20 protein-coding genes are annotated in these 21132 nt (G+C 65.1%); 13 read left to right on the top strand and 7 right to left on the bottom strand.

Going from position 1 to position 21132, the window contains the following annotated elements; translation table 11 throughout:
* Window positions 1-11: 11 nt before the first annotated feature.
* The 5 genes from QTH91_RS12715 to QTH91_RS12695 all read right to left on the bottom strand — a co-directional run bounded on the left by QTH91_RS12715 (window position 12) and on the right by QTH91_RS12695 (window position 6200).
* The gene (locus tag QTH91_RS12715; RefSeq protein ID WP_286660427.1) at window positions 12-923 is read right to left on the bottom strand and encodes an ABC transporter permease; all 912 of its coding nucleotides are present in this window, start codon (window positions 921-923) and stop codon (window positions 12-14) included.
* A 106-nt stretch (window positions 924-1029) separates the two neighbouring features.
* Window positions 1030-2616: an ABC transporter substrate-binding protein gene (locus tag QTH91_RS12710; protein ID WP_286660426.1), complete on the bottom strand. Its 1587-nt coding sequence runs from the start codon at window positions 2614-2616 to the stop codon at window positions 1030-1032.
* 27 nt (window positions 2617-2643) lie between these two features.
* Window positions 2644-3918, bottom strand: coding sequence for a M20 aminoacylase family protein (locus tag QTH91_RS12705; protein ID WP_286660425.1), 1275 nt, complete (start codon window positions 3916-3918; stop codon window positions 2644-2646).
* A gap of 2 nt (window positions 3919-3920) precedes the next feature.
* On the bottom strand, window positions 3921-4901 hold the full coding sequence (locus QTH91_RS12700; RefSeq protein ID WP_286660424.1) for an ABC transporter permease: 981 nt from the start codon (window positions 4899-4901) through the stop codon (window positions 3921-3923).
* Window positions 4902-5057: 156 nt separating this feature from the next.
* The gene (locus QTH91_RS12695; RefSeq protein ID WP_286660423.1) at window positions 5058-6200 is read right to left on the bottom strand and encodes a porin; all 1143 of its coding nucleotides are present in this window, start codon (window positions 6198-6200) and stop codon (window positions 5058-5060) included.
* 299 nt (window positions 6201-6499) lie between these two features.
* Here QTH91_RS12695 and coq7 point away from each other — a divergent pair, with 299 nt between their 5' ends.
* Entirely contained in the window at window positions 6500-7117 is a 618-nt protein-coding gene (gene coq7 / locus QTH91_RS12690; protein ID WP_390367859.1) for a 2-polyprenyl-3-methyl-6-methoxy-1,4-benzoquinone monooxygenase, read from the top strand.
* A 61-nt stretch (window positions 7118-7178) separates the two neighbouring features.
* On the opposite strand, the gene QTH91_RS12685 is transcribed toward coq7, so the two are convergent.
* On the bottom strand, window positions 7179-7628 hold the full coding sequence (locus QTH91_RS12685; protein WP_286660421.1) for an OsmC family protein: 450 nt from the start codon (window positions 7626-7628) through the stop codon (window positions 7179-7181).
* Between the two features lie 338 nt (window positions 7629-7966).
* Here QTH91_RS12685 and ilvA point away from each other — a divergent pair, with 338 nt between their 5' ends.
* Entirely contained in the window at window positions 7967-9550 is a 1584-nt protein-coding gene (gene ilvA, locus QTH91_RS12680; protein ID WP_286660420.1) for a threonine ammonia-lyase, biosynthetic, read from the top strand.
* A gap of 48 nt (window positions 9551-9598) precedes the next feature.
* On the opposite strand, the gene QTH91_RS12675 is transcribed toward ilvA, so the two are convergent.
* Window positions 9599-10087 (bottom strand): general secretion pathway protein C, encoded by a 489-nt coding sequence (locus QTH91_RS12675; RefSeq protein WP_286660419.1) that lies wholly within the window; start codon window positions 10085-10087, stop codon window positions 9599-9601.
* Window positions 10088-10157: 70 nt separating this feature from the next.
* Here QTH91_RS12675 and gspG point away from each other — a divergent pair, with 70 nt between their 5' ends.
* The 11 genes from gspG to gspF all read left to right on the top strand — a co-directional run bounded on the left by gspG (window position 10158) and on the right by gspF (window position 21131).
* On the top strand, window positions 10158-10601 hold the full coding sequence (gspG, locus tag QTH91_RS12670; protein ID WP_286660418.1) for a type II secretion system major pseudopilin GspG: 444 nt from the start codon (window positions 10158-10160) through the stop codon (window positions 10599-10601).
* Entirely contained in the window at window positions 10576-11082 is a 507-nt protein-coding gene (locus QTH91_RS12665; RefSeq protein WP_390367856.1) for a prepilin-type N-terminal cleavage/methylation domain-containing protein, read from the top strand. Before gspG ends, QTH91_RS12665 begins: the two co-directional genes overlap by 26 nt.
* Window positions 11079-11456 carry a type II secretion system minor pseudopilin GspI gene (gspI, locus tag QTH91_RS12660; RefSeq protein WP_286660417.1) on the top strand — a complete coding sequence of 126 codons (378 nt, stop codon included), beginning with the start codon at window positions 11079-11081 and terminating at the stop codon, window positions 11454-11456. Before QTH91_RS12665 ends, gspI begins: the two co-directional genes overlap by 4 nt.
* A complete protein-coding gene (locus QTH91_RS12655; RefSeq protein WP_286660416.1) occupies window positions 11456-12121 on the top strand; it encodes a PulJ/GspJ family protein in 666 nt (221 codons plus the stop codon). Before gspI ends, QTH91_RS12655 begins: the two co-directional genes overlap by 1 nt.
* Entirely contained in the window at window positions 12118-13266 is a 1149-nt protein-coding gene (gene gspK / locus QTH91_RS12650) for a type II secretion system minor pseudopilin GspK (protein WP_286660415.1), read from the top strand. The genes QTH91_RS12655 and gspK overlap by 4 nt, the downstream gene beginning before the upstream one ends.
* A gap of 165 nt (window positions 13267-13431) precedes the next feature.
* Complete coding sequence (gene gspL / locus QTH91_RS12645; RefSeq protein ID WP_286660414.1) at window positions 13432-14640, top strand: type II secretion system protein GspL; 1209 nt, start codon at window positions 13432-13434, stop codon at window positions 14638-14640.
* A gap of 8 nt (window positions 14641-14648) precedes the next feature.
* Window positions 14649-15281: a type II secretion system protein M gene (locus tag QTH91_RS12640; protein ID WP_286660413.1), complete on the top strand. Its 633-nt coding sequence runs from the start codon at window positions 14649-14651 to the stop codon at window positions 15279-15281.
* A gap of 2 nt (window positions 15282-15283) precedes the next feature.
* Entirely contained in the window at window positions 15284-16090 is an 807-nt protein-coding gene (gene gspN / locus QTH91_RS12635) for a type II secretion system protein N (RefSeq protein ID WP_286660412.1), read from the top strand.
* A 5-nt stretch (window positions 16091-16095) separates the two neighbouring features.
* Window positions 16096-18462 carry a type II secretion system secretin GspD gene (gspD, locus tag QTH91_RS12630; RefSeq protein WP_286660411.1) on the top strand — a complete coding sequence of 789 codons (2367 nt, stop codon included), beginning with the start codon at window positions 16096-16098 and terminating at the stop codon, window positions 18460-18462.
* Between the two features lie 25 nt (window positions 18463-18487).
* Window positions 18488-19879, top strand: a complete 1392-nt coding sequence (locus tag QTH91_RS12625; RefSeq protein ID WP_286660410.1) for a GspE/PulE family protein — start codon at window positions 18488-18490, stop codon at window positions 19877-19879.
* A 19-nt stretch (window positions 19880-19898) separates the two neighbouring features.
* Entirely contained in the window at window positions 19899-21131 is a 1233-nt protein-coding gene (gene gspF / locus QTH91_RS12620) for a type II secretion system inner membrane protein GspF (protein WP_286660409.1), read from the top strand.
* Window position 21132 lies beyond the last annotated feature (1 nt).

The following is a 21132-nucleotide window of genomic DNA, read 5'->3' as shown; positions in this document are numbered from 1 at the left end:
GTGCGTGCCGATCAGCGCAGTCGTGGGTTGAGCGCGTCGCGCAGCCAATCGCCCAGCAGGTTCACCGACAAGGCGATCAGCACCAGGGTGATGCCAGGAAAGACGGTCATCCACCATTCGCCGGAATAGAGAAACTGGTTGCCGTTGCTGATCAGAGTGCCGAGCGACGGCGAAGTGGGCGGGACACCCACGCCCAGGAAGGACAAGGTGGCCTCGGTGATGATGGCCGTTGCCACCTGGATCGTCGAGATGACGAACACCGGCCCCAGCACGTTGGGCAGCACATGCTTGCGCATGATCCGCAGCGGCGAGACACCGGTGACGCGTGCGGCCTGAACGTATTCCTTGTTGCGCTCCACCAGCGTGGATCCGCGGACGGTGCGCGCGTAGTCCACCCACTTGGTCAGGGCGATGGCCAGGATCAGCACGCCGAAGGCGACGGTGTTGTGCGCATCCGGAAAGAGTGCGCGTCCGACGCCGGCGATCAGCAAAGCAATGAGGATGGCCGGGAACGAAAGCATCACGTCGCAAAGCCGCATGAGGAACGCATCGATCCAGCCGCCCCGAAAACCGGCGATGAGCCCCAGCGTCACGCCCACGATCATCGACAGGATGACCGAGGCGATGCCCACCACCAGCGAGATGCGTGCGCCATACATCAGTGTCGAGACGATGTCGCGCCCCTGTTCATCGGTACCGAGCAGGTACTTGGTGGAGCCATCCGCCATCCATGCCGGTGGCAGGCGCGCATCCGACAGTTCGAGCGTGGACAGGTCGTACGGATTGTGAGGTGCGAGCCACGGCGCGAAGATGGCGCAGAACACGCAGAAGAAGCCGACCACCGCCGCGGCGATGGCCACCGGCGAAGTGCGGAAGCTGTAGCCGACGTCGCCGTCGAACCAGCGCTTGAGAAGACTGATCATCCGTGGGATTGTGGGGAACCGCGTAAGAGGCCGACAGCGACACCGGTTCGGGTGTCGCTGTCGCAGGTCAGGCCAACGCCGCTATGGCGATGGCCATCGTCTTCGATCACTTGTCGCTGATCGACATCCACTTGAAGAGCATGAAGTTGTCGGCCAGCTGAACGAGCTTGACCTTCTTGCTCACGCCCCAAGCCAGCGACTGCTGGTGCAGGGGCAGGTGGCCGATGTCTGCGGTGTGCAGTTCAAACGCTTCCTTGATCATCTGGTCGCGCTTGGACTTGTCGGTCTCGGCCTGGATCTTCTTGGTCAGCTCGTCGAGCTTGGGGTTGCTGTAGGCGCCCAGGTTGAACTGGCCCGTACCGCTATCGTCGGGCGTGGCCATCAACGCGTTGAGCGCGTTGTGCGCGTCATAGGTCGATGGCGTCCAGCCGAGCATGTAGAAGCTGGTGTCGCGGCGCAGGATCTTCGGGAAGTAGGTGCCCTTCGTTTCGGCAACCAGGTTGATCTTCACGTTGATCTTGGCCAGGTTGGCGGCAACGGCCTGGCAGATCTGGGCGTCGTTCACATAGCGATCGTTCGGGCAGTTCATCGACACTTCGAAGCCCTGCGGATAGCCCGCATCGGCCAGCAGCTTCTTGGCGGCTTCCACGTCGTAAGGCAGGCGCTTGTCCTGGGCTTCGTTCCAGCCGTTGATGCCGGGGCCCACCATGAGCGCGGTGGGCCGCGAAGCGCCGCGCATCACGGTGCGCTTGATGCCCTCGATGTCGATGGCCTGGTAGAAGGCCTGGCGCACCCGCTTGTCCTTGAACGGGTTCTTTCCCTTGACGCTCGAGTAGAGCAATTCGTCGCGCTTCTGGTCCATGCCCAGGAAGATGGTGCGCAATTCGGGGCCGACGACCACGGTGGCGTTGGGCGTGGCGTTGACGCGCGCAACGTCCTGCACCGGCACCGGCTCCATCACATCGACCTCGCCCGACAGCAGTGCAGCGACGCGCGTCGAGGGGTTGCCGATCTTGGTGAAGATGACTTCCTGCACGTTGCCTTCGATCTTGCCCCAGTAGTTGGGGTTGCGCTGGAAGGTGGTGCGTACGTCAGGCTGGCGCTCGCGCACGATGAACGGACCCGTGCCGTTGGCCTTGAACGATGCGGTGTTCTCGATGCCCTTGCGGCGATCCACCGGTTGCGTGGCCTTGTTTTCCTCGCACCACTTCTTGCTCATGATGGCCACTTGCGAGACCACGTCGGGGAGGATCGGGAACGGCACCTTGGTCTCGATTTCCACGGTGTGGTCGTCGATCTTGCGCACTTCCTTGAAGTCGTTGGTGTAGCTCTTCATGTCAGAGCCTTCACCAGCGGCGCGCGCCATGCTGAACACCACGTCGTCGGCCGTGAACGGCGTGCCGTCGTGGAACTTGACGCCCTTGCGCAGTTCGAAGCGCCACACCGTCGGGCTGGTCTGCTTCCAGCTGGTCGCCAGCAGCGGCGCAAGGCTGAGATCCTTGTTGCGGCCGGTGAGCGTCTCGTAAACGTTTTGCGTCACGCTCAACTGCAGCGACTCGTTGAGCGAATGCGGGTCCATCGAAAGGGCATCGCCCTGGTTGGCGATGCGGATGGTCTGGGCATTTGCCGCCAGGCTGGCCACCGAAAGCGCGACAGCCACCGACGCCGCAAGCATGGTCCGCTTAAAACTCATGAATCACTCCTCGAAAATGGTAAATAGCTAGACGGTGGATGATGCTTGCAATTCCGATGCCCGAACCTTGGCGTTTTCCATTGCCTGTCCGCCGGCCGAAAGCGGCATTCCCTGCTCGATCAGACCAGCGTGCATCGCCGCGCCCAGAGGCAGGATCTCGTCGTTGAAGTCGTAGCGGCTGTTGTGCAGGTACGCGCCCTCCTTCACGCCCTGGCCGATGCGCAGGTAGGCGCCAGGCTTGACGCCCAACATGAATGAGAAGTCTTCGGCGCCCATGCTCGGCTCCATGTTGCGCTCCAGGTTGCGCGCCCCCACGAGGGCCTGGGCCACGTCGCCGGCAAACAGCGCTTCCGCGGCGGTATTGATCGTGGCTGGGTAGATCTTCTCGAACTTCACCTGAGCGCTCGCGCCGAATCCCCGCGCCACCGAACTGCACAGTTCGACTAGACGCCATTCGACCTCCGCCTGGACCTTCGGGTTGAACGTGCGAACGGTACCCACCAGCGTCGCCCTACCCGGAACAACGCTGAACGCACCCAGGTCGCCGGCCTGCATCGCACACAAGCTGACCACGGCAGTGTCCAGCGGCCGGACGTTGCGCGACACGATGGTCTGGATGGCGGTAATGAGGTGCGCCGTGACCACCACCGGATCCACCGTCTGGTAGGCGTGCGCGCCATGGCCGCCTTTGCCCGTCACGTCGATGGTGATCCGGTCCGCCGCCGCCATCATCGGCCCGGAATTGATGCCGACTGTACCGGGCGCCATGCCCGGCCAGTTGTGCATGGCGTACACGGAGTCGACTGGAAAGCGTTCGAACAAGCCTTCTTCGACCATCACGCGCGCACCGGCAAACCCTTCTTCGCCCGGCTGGAAGATCAACACGGCCGTGCCGTCGAAGTGTCGGGTGGCGGCCAGATAGCGCGCGGCGCCCACGAGCATGGCGGTGTGGCCATCGTGCCCACAACCGTGCATCAAGCCGCCTTTGGCGGATCGCCAGGCAAAGTCGTTGTCCTCGCACATGGGCAGTGCGTCCATGTCGGCACGAAGTCCGATCATGCGGCCACTTCCCGTGGACTGACCGCGGATAACCGCCACGACGCCTGTCTTTCCAATGCCCGTGTGAATCTCGTCGACGCCTGCTGCCCGCAGGGCCTCCTCGACGCGGGCGGAGGTGTAGACCTCCTCGAATCCCAGCTCTGGATGGGCATGGAGGTCACGCCGCAGCGCGGTCAATTCGGGATGGAAGCGCGCAATGTGGGCGAAGGCGCGCCCATTGGCCTGGTAGCGAATCGTGCTCATGTTCAATGCCCTGCCTGCGTCGACACGCGCAGGCGGGGATCCACAACGAAGTAAAGCATGTCCACCACCAAGTTGATGGTGACAAAGATCAGGGCGATGAGGCAGAGATACGCCGCCATGATCGGAATGTCGGCATAGGTGACGGCCTGGATGAAGAGCAGGCCCATGCCCGGCCACTGGAACACCGTCTCGGTAATGATGGCGAAGGCGATCAACTGTCCGAGTTGCAGGCCGGTGATGGTCAGCACAGGCACCAGAGTGTTGCGCAGCGCATGGCCGAAATGAATGGCGCGGTCGGAAAGGCCCCGAGCCCGGGCGAACTTGATGTAGTCCGTGCGAAGCACTTCCAGCATCTCGGAACGCACGAGGCGCATGATCAGCGTGAGCTGGAAAACGGCCAGCGTGATCGCCGGCAGGATCATGTGCGCCCAACCGTCCATCGTCAGAAGGCCTGTGGTCCATCGGCCAATGCTCACCGTCTCGCCGCGTCCGAAGCTTGGCAGCCAGCCCAACCAGACGGAAAACACCAGGATGAGAAGAATGCCGATCAGGAAGGTCGGCAAAGACACGCCGAGCAGCGACAGCGACATGAACATCTGCGTGGTGAAGGTGCCGCGGCGAAGCGCCGCATAGACGCCCATTGGCACACCGATCACGACTGCGAGGATCGCGGCGACGATCGACAGTTCCAGCGTTGCCGGCAGACGTTCGATGATCAGGCGCGACACCTTGGCGCCCTGGCGCAGACTCAGCCCGAATTCGCCTTGGGCGGCATTGACCAGAAAGTGCCAGAACTGCACGAAGAAGGGGCGATCCAGTCCCAGGTCGGCGCGCATCTGGCGAATCTGTTCTGGCTTGGCATCTTGCCCCAGAAGAAAAACGACGGGGTCACCCACGTACTGGAACAGCAGGAAGGCGAAGAAGGCCACAACCACCATGACGATGATCGCCTGGGCCAGTCGGCGAAGCACAAAAGCAAGCATGTAGTCAGTATCCGAATTTCATTCAATACCGTGCAAGGCACGTGCCCGCGCACCCTTGGTGGATGGCCAGCGTCCACGAAACAAAAAAGGCCACCCGACTTGCGTCGAGTGGCCTTTTACGTCTTTCGATCAGAACTGGCCTAAGCCAGCGCTAGATCAGAACGAGTGACGGATACCGAAGTCGTAGCCGTACGAGCTGTCAGGCGTACCAGCCGTCACAGCACCGTTCAGGCCCAGGGGCATGCCGTTCTTGTTGTCGACGTAGGCGACGGTAGCGTACAGAGCGGTGCGCTTCGACAGGTTGTGCACGTAACCCAGGGCGAACTTCTGAGCCGACGGATCGTTGGCAACAGGGAAGTCTTCCAGGCGAGCGTACGAGTACGAAGCGCGGATCAGGCCAGGACCAACCGGGAAGGTTGCGCCAACCAGGCCGCCCCAAGCGGTGCGCTTGACATCAGCCAGGTAGGACGGATCGTAGGTGCGCTTGAGTTCGTACGAACCATACTCACCGAACAGCTTCATGAAACCGAAGTCCCAGGAAATGCCCGCGTTCCAGGTGAAGTTTTCGTCGTTGTAGCCAGCGTAGTACGACGAACCGATCGTGCCTTGACCAGCCGACAGAGCCACGTCGAGCGGGCCATTGGCGTAGCCGATACGGCCGCCGACGTAGTCGCCGCTGCGGGTGTCAGCGCCAGCCGGGGGCAGGCCGTCGGTGTACTTGGTCTTCTCGTCAAAGCCGTACTGGACTTGACCGTAGAAGCCGCCCAGGTTCGGGGGCAGGAAGTAGCCAACGGTGTTGCTCTGACGGACGTTGTCGCTATCGAAAGCCAGTGCGCCGACGCCGGTGGTGGTGCCCACGACGTTTTGCAGCACGTTGGTGCCTTGGCCGTTGGTGCCGAAGGGGTCGAACACGGTGTTGTTCCAGAAGGTCGGCTTGTAGTCACGACCCAGGCGGATTTCACCGAAACCACCCGACAGGCTGACCGTCGAACGACGGTTGAACAGCTGACCGGTCACCGAGCCCGAACCAGCACCGCCGGCGTCGTTGCTCAGACCAGCTTCCAGCCAGAAGCTAGCAGCCAGACCGCCACCCAGATCTTCCGTGCCACGGAAGCCCAGACGGCTGGAGTTGTAGCCCGAGTTGTCCAGGCGGGTCGACGAAGCCTTCGAGCCATCGGCGAACTTGGTGGTCGTGCCGCTGATGGAAGCGTCAACGATACCGAACAGCGTCACCGACGACTGAGCCGAGGCAACACCTGCGACAGCCAGGGCAGCCAGAGCAACGAGAGATTTTTTCATTGCAAGTTTCTCCAAGGTTAAACATAGGGCACCGGTGCAGAGGGTTCACACACCGTGACGGGCACTGTCGTGCTCCCACCGGACCCCGGGCCAACCTCCTTTTGGGAAGTTGTTGCTATTGCACCAGACGCCCCGCCCGGGGCAAAGCAAATCAGCCGAAATATCTACGCTGTGTTGGCGTTTCGTTGCAGTGACACAACAAAGCTTCGAATGCCCTCCAAAGTTCACAATGCGCAATAAAAACATGCGCCAGCACTCTTGCGCTGGGAGGTTTCACAATGCTGGATATGAATCGATCGATGGATCCCTTCGTCGCCCTGGCCGACGACGCCCTGCGTACCTTGTTCGCGCGCCCACCGGCTGCCCGGGAAACGCCAAAGGCGGCACAGCCTGCACCTCCCTTGACCGACAGCGAGCGCCGGGAAGCGGGCGCATTGATGCGCGTGAACCATGTGGGCGAGGTGTGCGCCCAGGCGCTGTACACGGCGCAAGCGGCCTCCACACGCGACCCTGCGCTGCGAGAGCACTTTCTGGAAGCAGCGCGCGAGGAAACCGATCACCTCGCCTGGATCCGGGAGCGCCTGCAGGAACTGGGCGCGCGACCCTCCCTGCTCAATCCCCTCTGGTACGCCGGAGCCTTCGGGCTTGGGCTTGTCGCTGGCCGCCTGGGCGACAAAATCAGCCTGGGCTTCGTGGCTGAAACCGAACGGCAGGTCGAGGCCCACCTGGATGGCCACCTGGGCCGCCTGCCACCGGGCGATGCAAGTTCACGGGCTGTCGTCACCCAGATGAAACTGGACGAAGCCAGGCACGCTGCTCATGCCTGGAGCGCCGGGGCGGTCGAGTTGCCCGCGCCAGCCCGGGCGCTCATGCGCGCCGCCGCCAAGGTGATGACCACCGTGGCGCACCGCGTCTGACGCTCCTCGGCACCTGCGCCAACGGCGCTGCGGCGCACACGTCAAGCAATAGAGGGGCGTTTCAGACTTCGATCAGTTCGAAACTTGTCGTGATTTCGGCCGTCTTGGCCAGCATGATGGTCGCCGAACAATAGGTTTCGTGACTGAGCGCAATCGCTCGCTCGACCGCGGCGGCGGGAATGCCCGTGCCCGCGACCGTGAAGTGAAGATGGATCTTCGTGAAAACCTTCGGATCCTTTTCAGCACGCTCGCTGGTGAGCTTGACGCTGCATCGCTGTACCTTGTGGCGGCCGCGCTTCAAGATCAGGACCACGTCATAGGCCGTACAACCGCCGGCGCCAGCCAACAGTGTCTCCATGGGCCGCGGCGCCAGATTGCGCCCCCCGTTTTCCGGCCGGACAGCATCCGCAGCGCCATCCATGACGAGGACATGGCCGCTTCCGGTTTCGGCCAAGAAGCCCATGGGCGACTCGGTGCCGGCCCCGCCGGTCCAACTGACAGTGCATTCCATTGCTGAAAATAGACCCAGGTTCAGGGCAAAGTTCTGACGCAGTAGCGAGAAACTTCACGCAAGTGTTGCAAAAATGCTGCTGGCGACGTGTTGCATCGCAGCAAGAGGTAGGTATACTTTATTTCAACGCACGTTACGACGTGCACCGGTTGTCTCCTCCACCCTCCCAATTGGTGGATTTAGCCCCGAGTCGCAAGACTCGGGGCTTTTTTCTTGGGCGAATCGGCCCTAAGCGAGGCCGATGGTGCAGCGCCGTATCATTGCCGGCCCCCTTCAGTGCGCCGCCATCGTCTGCGCGGACCGCCAGCGATCTGGCCAAGGGATACGAGCCGCCAATCATGAAATCCAGCCCCAAGCCATCCGATGCCGCTCCAACCGGCACCACGTCGCTCACGCCTGCCGATTACCTGCGCAAGATCCTCACGGCGCGTGTCTACGACGTGGCAGTTGAATCGGCCTTGGAGCCGGCGCGCGCTCTGGGAGCCCGGCTCGGCAACACTGTTCTGCTCAAGCGCGAAGATCAGCAACCGGTGTTCAGCTTCAAGCTGCGCGGCGCCTACAACAAGATGGCCCACCTGACCGCCGAACAGCTGGCGCGTGGCGTCATCTGCGCATCGGCGGGCAATCATGCGCAAGGCGTCGCATTGGGGGCTCGCAAACTGGGAACGCGCGCGGTCATCGTCATGCCGGTGACCACTCCTCAACTCAAGATCGACGCGGTGCGCGCCCTTGGCGGAGACGTCCACCTGCACGGCGACAGCTACTCCGATGCCCATGTTTACGCGCTCGAGCAACAGAAGCTTCATGGGCTGACCTTCGTCCATCCATTCGACGATCCTGACGTCATCGCTGGCCAGGGCACCATTGCGATGGAGATCCTGCGCCAGCACCAGGGGCCGCTGGACGCAGTGTTCGTGGCTATTGGCGGCGGCGGGCTCATCTCGGGCGTGGCCAACTACATCAAGGCTTTGCGTCCAGAGATTCGCGTGATCGGCGTGCAGATGAACGATTCCGACGCAATGGCGCAATCGGTAGATGCACACGAGCGCGTCACGCTGCCCGACGTCGGACTGTTCTCGGACGGCACCGCCGTCAAGCTGGTGGGCGCCGAAACCTTCCGCATTGCAAGCGAACTGGTGGACGAGTTCATCACGGTCGACACCGACGCCGTGTGCGCGGCGATCAAGGACGTCTTCGTCGACACCCGCAGCATCGTCGAGCCAGCAGGCGCATTGGCCGTCGCCGCCATCAAGCAATACGTGGAGCAGCGTGGCACACGTGGCGAAACGTACGCAGCCATCCTGTGCGGCGCCAACATGAACTTCGATCGCCTGCGGTTCGTGGCCGAGCGCGCCGAAGTTGGCGAGGAACGCGAAGCCTTGTTTGCCGTGACCATCCCGGAGGAGCGCGGCAGCTTCCGGCGTTTCTGCGAGCTGGTAGGGCAATTGCCCGGCGCGTCCCGCAACGTGACCGAGTTCAACTACCGCATCAGCGACGCACGAAGCGCGCATGTGTTTGTCGGTCTGACGACCACTGCGCGCGGCGAATCCGAGACCATCGCACGGACCTTTACCGAGCACGGCTTCGACGCCATCGACCTCACGCACGACGAACTGGCCAAGGAGCACCTGCGCCACATGGTGGGAGGGCGCACCAGCCTGGCCCACGACGAACGGTTGCTGCGCTTCGTGTTTCCCGAGCGTCCTGGCGCCTTGCTCAAGTTCCTGAGCCTGATGCGGCCCACGTGGAACATCAGCCTGTTCCATTACCGCAATCAAGGGGCGGACTACGGGCGAATCCTGGTTGGTCTTCAGGTGCCGGAATCGGACAGCGAAAGCTTCTCGGCCTTCCTCGACACCTTGGGCTACCCCTGCGTGGAAGAGACTGCGAATCCTGCCTATCGCTTGTTCCTGCAAGCCTGAAGGCGGGCGGGCGAGACGCGCAGCCGGCCCAGGGCCTAGACCTCGGGCCTACTGCGTCTGACTGCCGCGGATGACGATACCCGGCGCGGTCGGCGGATCAGGCAGGCGAAGGGTCAGCAGCGTCGGTGTGTCCAGACGCGCACCCAAGGCGGCAGCGCGCTTGTCCAGCGACTGAAGCACGTAGCCGCTGCCCAATTCCTGACCGACGCGAAACGGTCTTGGCGGCTGGCCATCGATCTGAATGAGGGCCGCGCCCTGCTGGTCGACGTCTGCCACCACGCCGAGCAGAACAAAGCGACTGCCTGCATCAGGACCGGGGGCCACCGCCGGTGCGGCACCCGTCGCACCCAGCACACGCGAAACGTCGTCCGTATCGACCGCGAGCGCTGCTGCCACCGGTGTTGCCGGCGGCATCGAATCGGGCGGCGCCGCCAGCTTGAGTCCCCAATAGACGAGGCAGGCCGCAGCCAAGGTCCACACTGCGGTGGTACCGAGGGCGACCGGCCAACGTGCTGGCGTGTGGGAAAGTGCTGACATGGGCGCGCATTATCATTGAACGCAACGTCGCGCAGCCCGCGCGATACCAGTTTTCAATGGCTTGACATTCATGAACGCAACCCCCATCCGGACCCTTCGCCGGGCCGCCGTGCGAGGCTTCACCCTGATCGAACTCATGGTGGTGCTGGTGATCATCGGTGTGCTGGCCGCGCTCATCGTGCCCAACGTCATCGATCGCGCGGACGATGCCCGCGTCACTGCTGCACGCACCGACGTCAACAACCTGATGCAGGCTCTCAAGCTCTACCGACTGGACAACCAGCGTTACCCAACGGCGGAGCAAGGCCTGCAAGCCCTGCTCACACGCCCGTCCACCGGGCCCGCCGCACCCAATTGGAAGCCCTACGTCGAAAAGCTGCCCAAGGATCCCTGGGGACAGTCGTACCAATACCTCAACCCCGGCGTGAAGGGCGAGATCGACGTGTTCTCTTTCGGCGCCGATGGCCAACCCGGCGGCGAGGGCCGCGATGCCGACATCGGCAGTTGGCAATAGCCGTTCCGTGGCGCTGCGCATGGGCGGCGGCGCCTCGCGGAGCAAGGCTTCGAGGGGTTTCACGCTCATCGAACTGCTGGTCGTGATCGCCATCGTCGCCATGGCGATGGCAGGTGTGGGGCTCGCGCTGCGCGACACGCGCCAGGCTGCGCTGGACCGCGAAGCCGAGCGGCTGGCCGCATTGTTCGAATCGGCGCGTGCGCAATCGCGCGCCAGTGGCTCGCCGGTGCGCTGGCGCGTCACGGAGCGGGGCTTTGTGTTCGATGGACTCGAACCCGATGCGCTACCCGATCATTGGCTGGCCGCCGACGTCCGGGTGCTCGCCCTCGCAGCCAATGGGCGACGCGTGCCCGCGTTGGTGCTCGGCCCAGAGCCCATCATCGCAGCACAGCAGGTGGTGCTCTCCGATGCGCAAGAGCCCACGCGCAGCCTCATCGTCGGCAGCGACGGGCTTCGGCCGTTTTCGGTGATCACGCCATGAAGCGCGCAAGCCGGCGCGGATTCATGCGCGGATTCACGCTGATCGAAGTGCTGGTGGCGCTGTCCATCGTCGCACTCGCGCTGGCAGCGGGAACGCAAGCGACCTCTGCGCTGGTGCGAAACGGGCAGCGCGAGGCCGACCTCGTACTGGCTCAGCTTTGCGCCGAGAACCAGTTCGCAAAACTGAGGCTGGCGCGCGTCATGCCTGCCATCGGCGACGCCGGCTTGAGCTGCGAGCAGGCTGGCCGGGTGCTCAACCTCACCGTGTCGACCACGGCAACGCTCAATCCCAATTTCCGACGAGTCGACGTGCAGGTTCGCGACGAGGAAAACTGGCCGATCATCCGGCTGTCGACGGTGGTGGGGCGCTACTGATGCGTGCAGACCTTCCCCGTCGCAGAGCGCGCGGCTTCACGCTCATCGAACTGCTGGTGGCCATCGCCCTGCTCGCCTTGCTGTCGCTGATGAGCTGGCGCGGCATCGACGGCATGGCCCGCGCACAGAGCCAGATGCGCGAGCGCGGCGACGCCATGCTCGCGCTGCAAGGCGCATTGGCGCAATGGCAGACCGACCTCGATTCGGTCGTGACCACCGCACCGATGACGGCCATCGACTGGAACGGCGCGGTGCTTCGCATCACGCGGCGCGGCAGTTCCGCCGAAGACCCCGCCGTACGAGTCGTCGCCTGGGCCCTGCGCACGGATCCGGACGGCAGGCGCTGGCACCGTTGGCAGTCCCCACCCGTGGCCACTCGCGGTGACTGGCAGCAGGCCTGGCAGCAAGCGGCCACGTGGGCCGAAGGCGCCAGCAGCCCAGACCCGACAGGCAGCGACGTTCCGCTCGTTCCCTCGCTCGGCTGGCGACTGCTCTACTTCACGAACAACGCCTGGACGCCGGCCATGCCCGCCGATTCGCTGGGCACCAATACGCCCGTGCCAGATGGCGTGCGCCTGGTGATCGAACTCGCGCCCGGGCCGGGTCTGGCGGGCACGATCGTGCGCGACTGGGTGCGGCCCGACCTCACGGTGACTCGTTCATGAACGGCCTGCGTTTCACCGCGGGCAAGCTGGCGTCGCGCAATCGAAGCGCGCAGCGTGGTGCAGCCTTGCTGGCCGCCATGCTCATCGTCACGCTGGTCGCCACGTTTTCCGCCGCAGCGCTTTGGCGCCAATGGCGTTCGGTCGAGATCGAATCGGCGGAACGTTCTCGCGTGCAGTCCGCGTGGGTGCTGGTGGGCGCGCTGGACTGGTCGCGCCTCATCCTGCGCGAAGACGGACGGGCTGGCGGCGCCGACCACCTCGCCGAGCCGTGGGCCGTGCCGCTCGCCGAAGCGCGGCTGTCCAGCTTCCTTGCCGCCGACAAGAACATCGCCAGCGATGCGATCGAGGGCTTGCCCGACGCCTTCATGTCCGGCGGCATCACCGATGCGCAATCCAAGCTCAACGTCCGCAATCTGGTGGTTGGCAATCGCAAGGTCGATACGGCCGTGGAGGCCTTTACCCGTCTGTTCGACCTGCTTGGTCTGCCGACCCAGGAAGTGGACGTATTGGCCAACAACCTGCAACGCGCCGGCACAGGTGTGGCCCAGACCGCGAGCGCGTCGACGGGAACAAGCACGAGCACCACGGGAACCGGCAACTCCAACACATCCACCGCCGCCCTGGTCACAGCCGCAACGAATAGCACCACCGGCAGTACGCCCGGTAGCGCGACCGGCACTGCGAACAGCGACCCGTTCTCCGACGGCGGCGCTCCGCTCATGCCGCAGACCGAAGCGGAGCTGGTGTGGCTGGGCTTGTCCCCCAGCACCGTTGCTGCGCTCGAGCCCTACGTCACCATCCTGCCCAGAAGCACCGCCCTCAACATCAACACCGCGAGCGCCGAAGCCATGGCTGCCAGCATTCCGGGGCTGGACCTGGCCGGCGCGCGTCGTCTGGTGCAACAGCGCAGCCAGCGCTTTTTCTCGACGCTGGACGACGCGCGCCAGGCGCTGCCGGGCAGCAATGCCAAGTTCACGGAAGGCCAGCAAAGTGTCTCGACAAACTACTTCGAGGTGATCGGCCGCCTTCGGCTCGATCGCATCTGGGTGCAGGAGCATTCGATGCTGGAGCGCCAGGGCACGCAGGTGACCATCGTCTGGCGCCATCGTGGTGCAGGCGCAACAAATGCGGGCATGCGGCCTTGATTGCCATGGCTGTGCGGCGCGCCTCGGGTGAAATCGGTGCTTGCCTTGTCCTTGACCTCGCACGTGTGCAGAAAAGCTCGCGGCACTTGCGAATCAAGCTATCAAATTTGTAGCGAAAACCCGGTGCCGCCTTAGAATGGCCGGCCCCTGCGCACCTCGCCATACATGTCTGTGCTCCTCGTCGCCCCGCCCTTCGCCCCCACGCCGCCCAATGCCGAGAGCCATTGGGTGCGTGGCAATGACGACGACAGCGCCGTGGCCGACCAAGGCAGCGCACCGCTGGCCCTGCTGCCCACTGGCAACGACGTCGTTCTGATGGTGCCAGGCCATGCCATTTCGTGGCACCACCTGGTTGTCCCGCCGGGCGGCATGGCTAGCGGCAGGCTGCGGCCGGTGCTGGAGGGCCTGCTCGAAGATCGCCTGCTCGACGACGCAGCCGACACGCACTTTGCAGTGCAGCCCGGCGCCAAGGCGGGCGCAGCCATCTGGATCGCCGTGTGCAACCGGGCCGCCCTGCGCGCAGCGGTGGACGCGGTGGAAGCTACCGGCCGGCGCGTGGTGCGCATCGTTCCCGAATTCGCGCCGCAGCCAGAAGGCGCACCGCCTCTTCTCTTTGCCACCGGGGAGTCGCAGTCGCCACAGCTCACCGTCTGCGACGCCAGCGGCGTGCTGACCCTGCCGCTTACCAGCCTGCACCTGCAGGCCGTGCTCCAGTCGCCGATCGACACCATGGTGGTCACCGGCGAACCCGCGGTCGCGGCACAGGCCGAGGAACTGCTGGGCGTGCAACTGCCCATCGTGCAGCGTGCGCAGCGCTGGCTCCAGGCCGCGCGCGGTCCTTGGGATCTGGCCCAATTCGACCTGGCCAGCAGCAACCGCGCGCGCGCTGGCAAGAAGCTTGCCGCATGGTGGCAGGAACTGCGCCATGCACCACAGTGGCGTGCCGCGCGCTGGGGGGTTGTGCTGCTGATACTCGCCCAATTGATCGGCCTGAACGCCTGGGCCTGGAAAGAGCGCCGCGCGCTCGAGGCCAAGCGAGAGGCCGTCCGAAACGTGCTCACCCGCACATTCCCATCGGTCAAGCTGGTGGTCGATGCGCCGGTGCAAATGGCACGAGAAGTTGCCATGTTGCGCCAGGCGACGGGCGGCACTGCGGCATCCGATCTCGAACCCATGCTTGCGGCATTGGGCAGCGCCCTGCCGGCGGGGCGTGTGCCCACTGCCATCGACTTCAGCGGTGGGCAATTGCGGCTGCGTGGGTTGCGCCTGTCACAGGCCGAACTGACGCAGGTGAGCGGTCAACTCGTGCCGCGCGGTTACCAGGCGCGCAGCGAAGGCGACCTGTTGCTGGTGCAAGCGGAGGCTGCGCGATGAATCCAGTCATGCAACAGCTGCGTGCCCGCTGGGCTGCCCTGGCGCCACGCGAACGTCAACTCGTCGCCGTCGCCGTCGGCCTGGTTGCCTTGGGCATCGTGTGGTGGGTGGCACTGGCACCGGCCCTGCGCGTCCTGCGCGCGGCGCCCGCCGAACATGCCAGGCTCGATACGCAACTGCAGCAGATGAACGCATTGGCTCAGCAAGCCAAGGCGCTGCAATCGCAGGCGCGCCCCAATTCCGCAGACGCCACGCGTGCATTGGAGACGGCAGTCCAGGATCAACTCGGCGCCGGCGCTCAGATGCAATCGCAAGGCGCCGGAGACGGTGTCCGGGTGTCGATGAAAGGCGTCAGTGCAGAAGCGCTGGCCCGTTGGCTGGCCCAAGCACGCAACAACGCGCGTGCGCTTCCGCGCGAAGCCCACCTGACGCGCGCCGCCGACTCATCAGGCGCCGTCGCTCGCCCGGCACCGTCCGCGGCGCGGCCTGCATCTGGCGCAATCGGCGGATCCCTTCTTGGGCGCGGCGGCGCCCCCTTCGTGGCGGGCTCGCCCACCGCACCGTCGACCAGAAACGAAGCCGACAGCAACGGCGCGCGTTGGGACGGCAACATCGTCCTCGGCTTGCCCGCCGAACGTTGAGCATGGCCAAGCGATCGCTTCGACCGCTCATCCCCGCAGAGCGCCGCCAGGGCTGGCGCTGGGCGCTTCTCGGCGTGTTGCTGGGCGGCTTGGTCACGTTGACGCTTTCTGCGCCGGCGCGCTGGCTGGCTCAATTGCTGCGCGTGCAGACCCAAGGACACCTGCTGATCCTCAATCCGCGAGGCACCGTCTGGAACGGCTCGGGCAACGTCGTGTTCGCCAGCGGCGTGGGCGGCGCCGATGCCATCTCGCTGCCTGGCGTGGTGGGCTGGCGCCTTCGCCCTGACTGGCGTGGACTGTCGGCGCAACTTGACCTTTCCTGCTGCACGTCGACTCCGATGGGCGTCAAGATTCGGCCGGGCGCCGACGGCATTCACCTGCAACTGGTCGATGGCAGCTCCCGCTGGCCTGCGGGGTTGCTGACGGGCTTCGGGGCTCCGTTCAATACGCTCAGGCTTGAAGGCGTGCTCGACCTGAGCACCCAGAACCTGTCGCTGGCGTTTCGAGGTCGAACGCTTTCCTTCGACGGGCGAGCCACGCTCGACGCCACCGACATCTCATCGAGCCTGTCGACGTTGCGCCCCATGGGCAGCTATCGCGTCGTGCTCGATGGCGGCAACGCCTCCAGCATGATCGTCACCACGCGCGACGGCAGCTTGCGGCTGTCGGGCACCGGCCGCTGGAACGGACAGGCAATGCGCTTTTCCGGCGAAGCAAGTGCCGCCCCTGGGCGCGAAGACGCCCTGTCCAATCTCTTGAACATCATCGGGCGGCGCGACGGCGCGCGCTCGATCATCACCCTGGGTTGATCCACATGAAGCTTTCCTCCACATCGAACCGCATGCGCCTGGCCACGCTGACCATTGCCGCGCAGATGGTGATGCTCGCTGCGCTGGGCACGGTGCCGGCCCAGGCGCAAAATCCGGCCCCGCGACGCGGCGAGCCGATCACATTGAACTTCACCAATGCCGAGATCGAAGCCGTCGCCCGCACCATGGCCGTGGTGACCGGACGGGACGTGGTGGTCGATCCAAGGGTGAAGGGCAACATCACCCTGATCACCGACCGCGCGGTGTCGCCGGCTGCAGCATTCAACCAGTTCGCCTCCACGCTGCGCCTTCAGGGCTTTGCGATCGTCGAATCGGAAGGCCTCTACAAGATCGTTCCCGAGGCCGAGGCCAAGCTGCAGTCCAACACGGTCACCACCTCCACCAGCGCCACCGAGCGAGTGGGTGGCAGCCAGATCATCACGCAGGTGTTCAAGCTCAACTACGAGTCGCCCAACAACCTGCTGCCAGTGCTGCGGCCGCTGATCGCTCCCAACAACACCATCAACGTCAACCCGGGCAACAACTCGCTGGTCATCACCGACTACGCGACCAACATGAACCGGCTGGCCCGCATCATTGCCGCGCTCGACGTGCCCAATGCATCCGAGGTCGAGGTGATCCAATTGCGTCACTCGATCGCGTCGGACCTGGTGCCGCTGGTCTACCAGTTGATCGAAGGCGGCAGCAGCGGCGCTGTCCCAGGTGGCCCTGGCGGAGGCCGCCCGGGCGGTGCACCAGGACAGGTCGACGCCTCGTTCCGCACCACGCTGATGGCCGATCCGCGCAGCAACGCCATCATCATGCGCGCCGCCAATCCTGCTCGCGCGCAACTGGTTCGCACGCTGATCGACAAGCTCGACCGTCCCCCCGTCGAGACGGGCAACGGCGAAGCCGGCAACATCTACGTGGTCTACCTGAAGAACGCGGACGCCGTCAGATTGGCACAGACGCTGCGCGCCGCCATCGCCGCAGATCCGAAGAATTCGCAGTCCGGATCGATGGGAGTGGCCGGCGGCGGCGCGGCTTCGGCCTCGTCGACCCAAGGACAATCGTCGATGCTCAACTCTGCCTTGCAGGGCATGAGCGGCAATTCCTCCTCCTCGTTTGGCGCAAGCTCGGCGGCCACTTCACCGCTCAACAACGCCAACCAACCGTCGACCGGCGGCCAGGTGCAGGCAGACCCGTCCACCAACTCGCTGATCATCACCGCGTCGGAGCCGCAATACCGGCAGCTGCGCGCCGTGATCGATCGCCTCGACAGCCGGCGCGCGCAAGTGATGGTGGAGGCACTGATCGCCGAAGTCCGGGCCGACAAGGCCGCCCAGTTCGGCATCCAGTGGCAAGGGCTGCTTGGTGGCAAGGACAACCAGTACGCCGGCTTCAATTCGAGCGTGACGGGCGCCAACATCCTCAACCTGAGTCTGGGCAATGGCACGGCTTCCGGCGCGCCGTCGCAGGGCCTGAACATTGGCATCGGCGCCACGATCAATGGACAGAATGTGCTTGGCTTCCTGGCGAACTTCCTGCAATCCAACGATGAGGCCAACATCCTCTCGACACCGAATCTGATCACGCTGGACAACGAGGAGGCGAAGATCGTCGTCGGCCAGAACGCGCCGTTTCCGACCGGCACGTACACGAACACCAGCGGGATCGGCAACACGGTCAACCCATTCACGACGGTGGAGCGCAAGGACGTGGGCCTGACCCTCAGAGTGCGCCCGACCATCAACGAGGACAACACCGTCAAGCTGCAGATATTCCAGGAGGTCTCGACCATCCAGGGCGGCACCCTGAACAACGCCTATGGCCCCACCACGAACAAGCGCGCGATCGAATCGAGCGTCGTCGTAGACGACGGTAACGTCATTTTGCTGGGCGGTCTGCTGCAGGACGAATACTCCAACACGACCGACAAGGTTCCGCTGGCAGGCGACATTCCGGTCGTTGGCGCGCTGTTCCGCAACGAGGCGCGCACACGCACCAAGACCAACCTGATGGTGTTCCTGCGCCCCGTCGTGATCCGCGAAAACAACACCAGCAACGTGCTCGCCTACGACCGCTACGAAGCGCTGCGCTCCATCCAGTCGCGCGTGCAGCCGGATGCGGATCAGATCTTCCTGCGCAACGTGAAGGACGCGCCGATGCTGCCGCCCATGCCGTTGCCGCCGCCCACGCCGGCACCGACGCAGTCGAATGCCGCCAAGTCAAGCAACAACGACCGCCGCATCGAAGGCACGCGCCTGGTGCCGCCGCCCATCGCGCCGCTGGAGCCGTCGCTGGGCCCAAGCCCGCTCAAGGGCGCGCTGCCCCCGACGGCCGACCCGGCCAGCGCGCGCGAGCTGCCCTGACGCCGAACCGACCTCGCCCACTGCCATGCGCTACCCGCTTCCCTACGCCTTCGCCCGCAGCCAGCAGCTGCTGCTGGAAGAAACCGACAGCGGCGAACTGCTGCTGCGCATGCCCACCGTGCCGGCCAGGAGCGGCCTGGGCGAGGTCATGCGCAAGTACCACGTCAGCGCCGTCGAAGTGATGCCGCCGGCCGAACTGGCGCATCGCATCAGCGTGGCTTACGCCCAGGGCGAATCGAATGCCGCCGCCATCGTGAGCGAAGTGCAAAGCGATGCCGACCTCTCGCGCATGATGCAAGAGCTTCCCGCGGTGGAAGACCTGCTCGAATCCGCAGGCGACGCGCCCATCATCCGCATGCTCAATGCCTTGCTCACGCAGGCGGCGCGCGATGGTGCGAGCGATATTCACATCGAACCCTACGAACGCACATCGTGCGTGCGCTTTCGCATCGACGGCGACCTGCGCGAAATCGTCCGGCCAAACCGCGCACTGCATGCAGCCCTGATCTCGCGGCTGAAGATCATGGCCGACCTCGACATCGCCGAGAAGCGCCTGCCCCAGGACGGGCGCATCTCGCTGCGCATCGGCACGCGGGCGGTCGACGTGCGCGTCTCCACCCTGCCCTCGGCCCACGGCGAGCGCGCGGTGCTGCGCCTGCTGGACAAGAACGAGGACCGTCTCACGCTGGAAGCAGTGGGCATGCTCGGCGACACGCTGACGCGCTTCGAGCGCCTGATCGCCCAGCCGCACGGCATCATCCTCGTGACCGGCCCCACCGGCTCCGGCAAGACCACCACGCTGTATGCGGCGCTGGCCCGGCTCGATTCCAGCCACAGCAACATCATGACGGTGGAAGACCCCATCGAATACGAGTTGCCGGGCATCGGCCAGACTCAGGTCAACCCGAAGATCGACCTGACGTTCGCCAAGGCCCTGCGCGCGATCCTGCGCCAGGATCCGGACGTGATCATGATCGGCGAGATCCGAGATTTCGAGACCGCGCAGATCGCCATCCAGGCCTCGCTCACGGGCCACCTGGTGCTGGCCACGCTGCACACGAACGATTCGGTGAGCGCCATCACGCGACTGACCGACATGGGCGTCGAGCCCTTCCTGCTCAGCTCTTCTCTTCTTGGTGTGCTGGCGCAGCGCCTGGTGCGCAAGATCTGCCCCGTCTGCCAAGGCAGCGGCTGCGAGACCTGCGGCAGTTCGGGCTATCAGGGCCGCACCGGCATCTTCGAATTGCTGGTGGCCGACGCCACGGTGCAGTCGCTGGTGCACAGCGGCGCGCCCGAAACCCAGATCTTCGCCGCCGCGGAAAAGGGCGGACTGCGTTCGATGCGCGAGGACGGCGAGCGGCTGGTGCAGGAAGGCATCACCTCGCGCGCCGAACTGCTGCGCGTAACGCGCGACTAGACCCTGCCCGCACGCACCCATGCCCGCCTATTCCTTCGAAGCCATCGACGCCCGGGGCCAGCCGCGCAAGGGCGTCCTGGAAGCCGACACTGCGCGCGCCGCACGCGGTCTGTTGCGCGCTCAGGCGCTGATTCCGCTGTCGGTGACGCCAGTTGCAGGCGACGCCAAGCACGCACCATCCGGCAGCGGCTGGCGACGCTGGATGGGCGGCAGCCGCGCCTTCAACAGCACCATGCTGGCCGTCTGGACGCGCCAGCTCGCCGGCCTCATGGCTGCAGGGCTGCCGTTGGAGCGCGCGCTCACCGCCCTGACCGATGAAGCCGAGGACGAGGCGCAGCGCAACCTGGTGGCCTCGCTGCGTGCCGAAGTCAATGCCGGCTCGTCCTTTGCGCGCGCCTTGTCCAGCCATCCGCGCGAGTTCTCGACCATCTACACCGCCGTGGTCGGTGCTGGCGAGCAAAGCGGCAACCTCTCGCTGGTGCTGGAGCGCCTGGCCGACGACCTGGAACAACGTCAGGCCCTGCAACAGAAGCTCGTCGGCGCCGCGCTCTATCCGGCGATCGTCACGGTGGTGGCCATTGCCATCGTCATCTTCCTGATGAGCTACGTGGTGCCGCAGGTGGCCAACGTCTTTGCCGGCACCAAGCGGGCCCTGCCCACCATCACGGCCGTGATGCTGTCGCTCAGCGCCATGATCCGCGAACACGGCTGGTTGATGCTTGGCGGCATCATCATCGCCGTCATCGGCGCGCGCGTCGCGCTGGCGCAGGAGTCCATCGCGCTCAAGTTCGACGCATTCTGGTTGCGCCTGCCGATGGTGGGGCGACTGGCGCGCGGCTACAACGCGGCGCGCTTTTCCAGCACCCTGGCCATGCTGGCCGCCGCCGGCGTGCCCATCCTGCGCGCGTTGCAGGCCGCGTCCGAGACGCTGAGCAACCGCCAGCTTCGTGCCGACGCGATGGACGCGCTGGTGCTGGTGCGCGAGGGTGCGCCCCTGGCATCGGCCCTGGCGCAGAAGAAGCGCTTCCCGGGCCTGGTCGCGATGTTCGCGCGTCTGGGCGAGCAGACGGGCCAACTGCCCGAGATGCTGCAGCGCGCCGCCAACCAGCTGGGCGCCGAAGTGCAGCGCCGCGCGATGCACCTGGCCACCATCCTCGAGCCGCTGCTCATCGTCGCGATGGGCGTGGTGGTGATGATGATCGTGCTGGCCGTGCTGCTGCCCATCATCCAGCTCAACCAGTTCGTCAAATAAG

The organism is Variovorax dokdonensis (assembly GCF_030316895.1).
Lineage (GTDB): Bacteria > Pseudomonadota > Gammaproteobacteria > Burkholderiales > Burkholderiaceae_C > Variovorax > Variovorax dokdonensis.
This window is presented reverse-complemented; position numbering and strand designations above follow the sequence as displayed.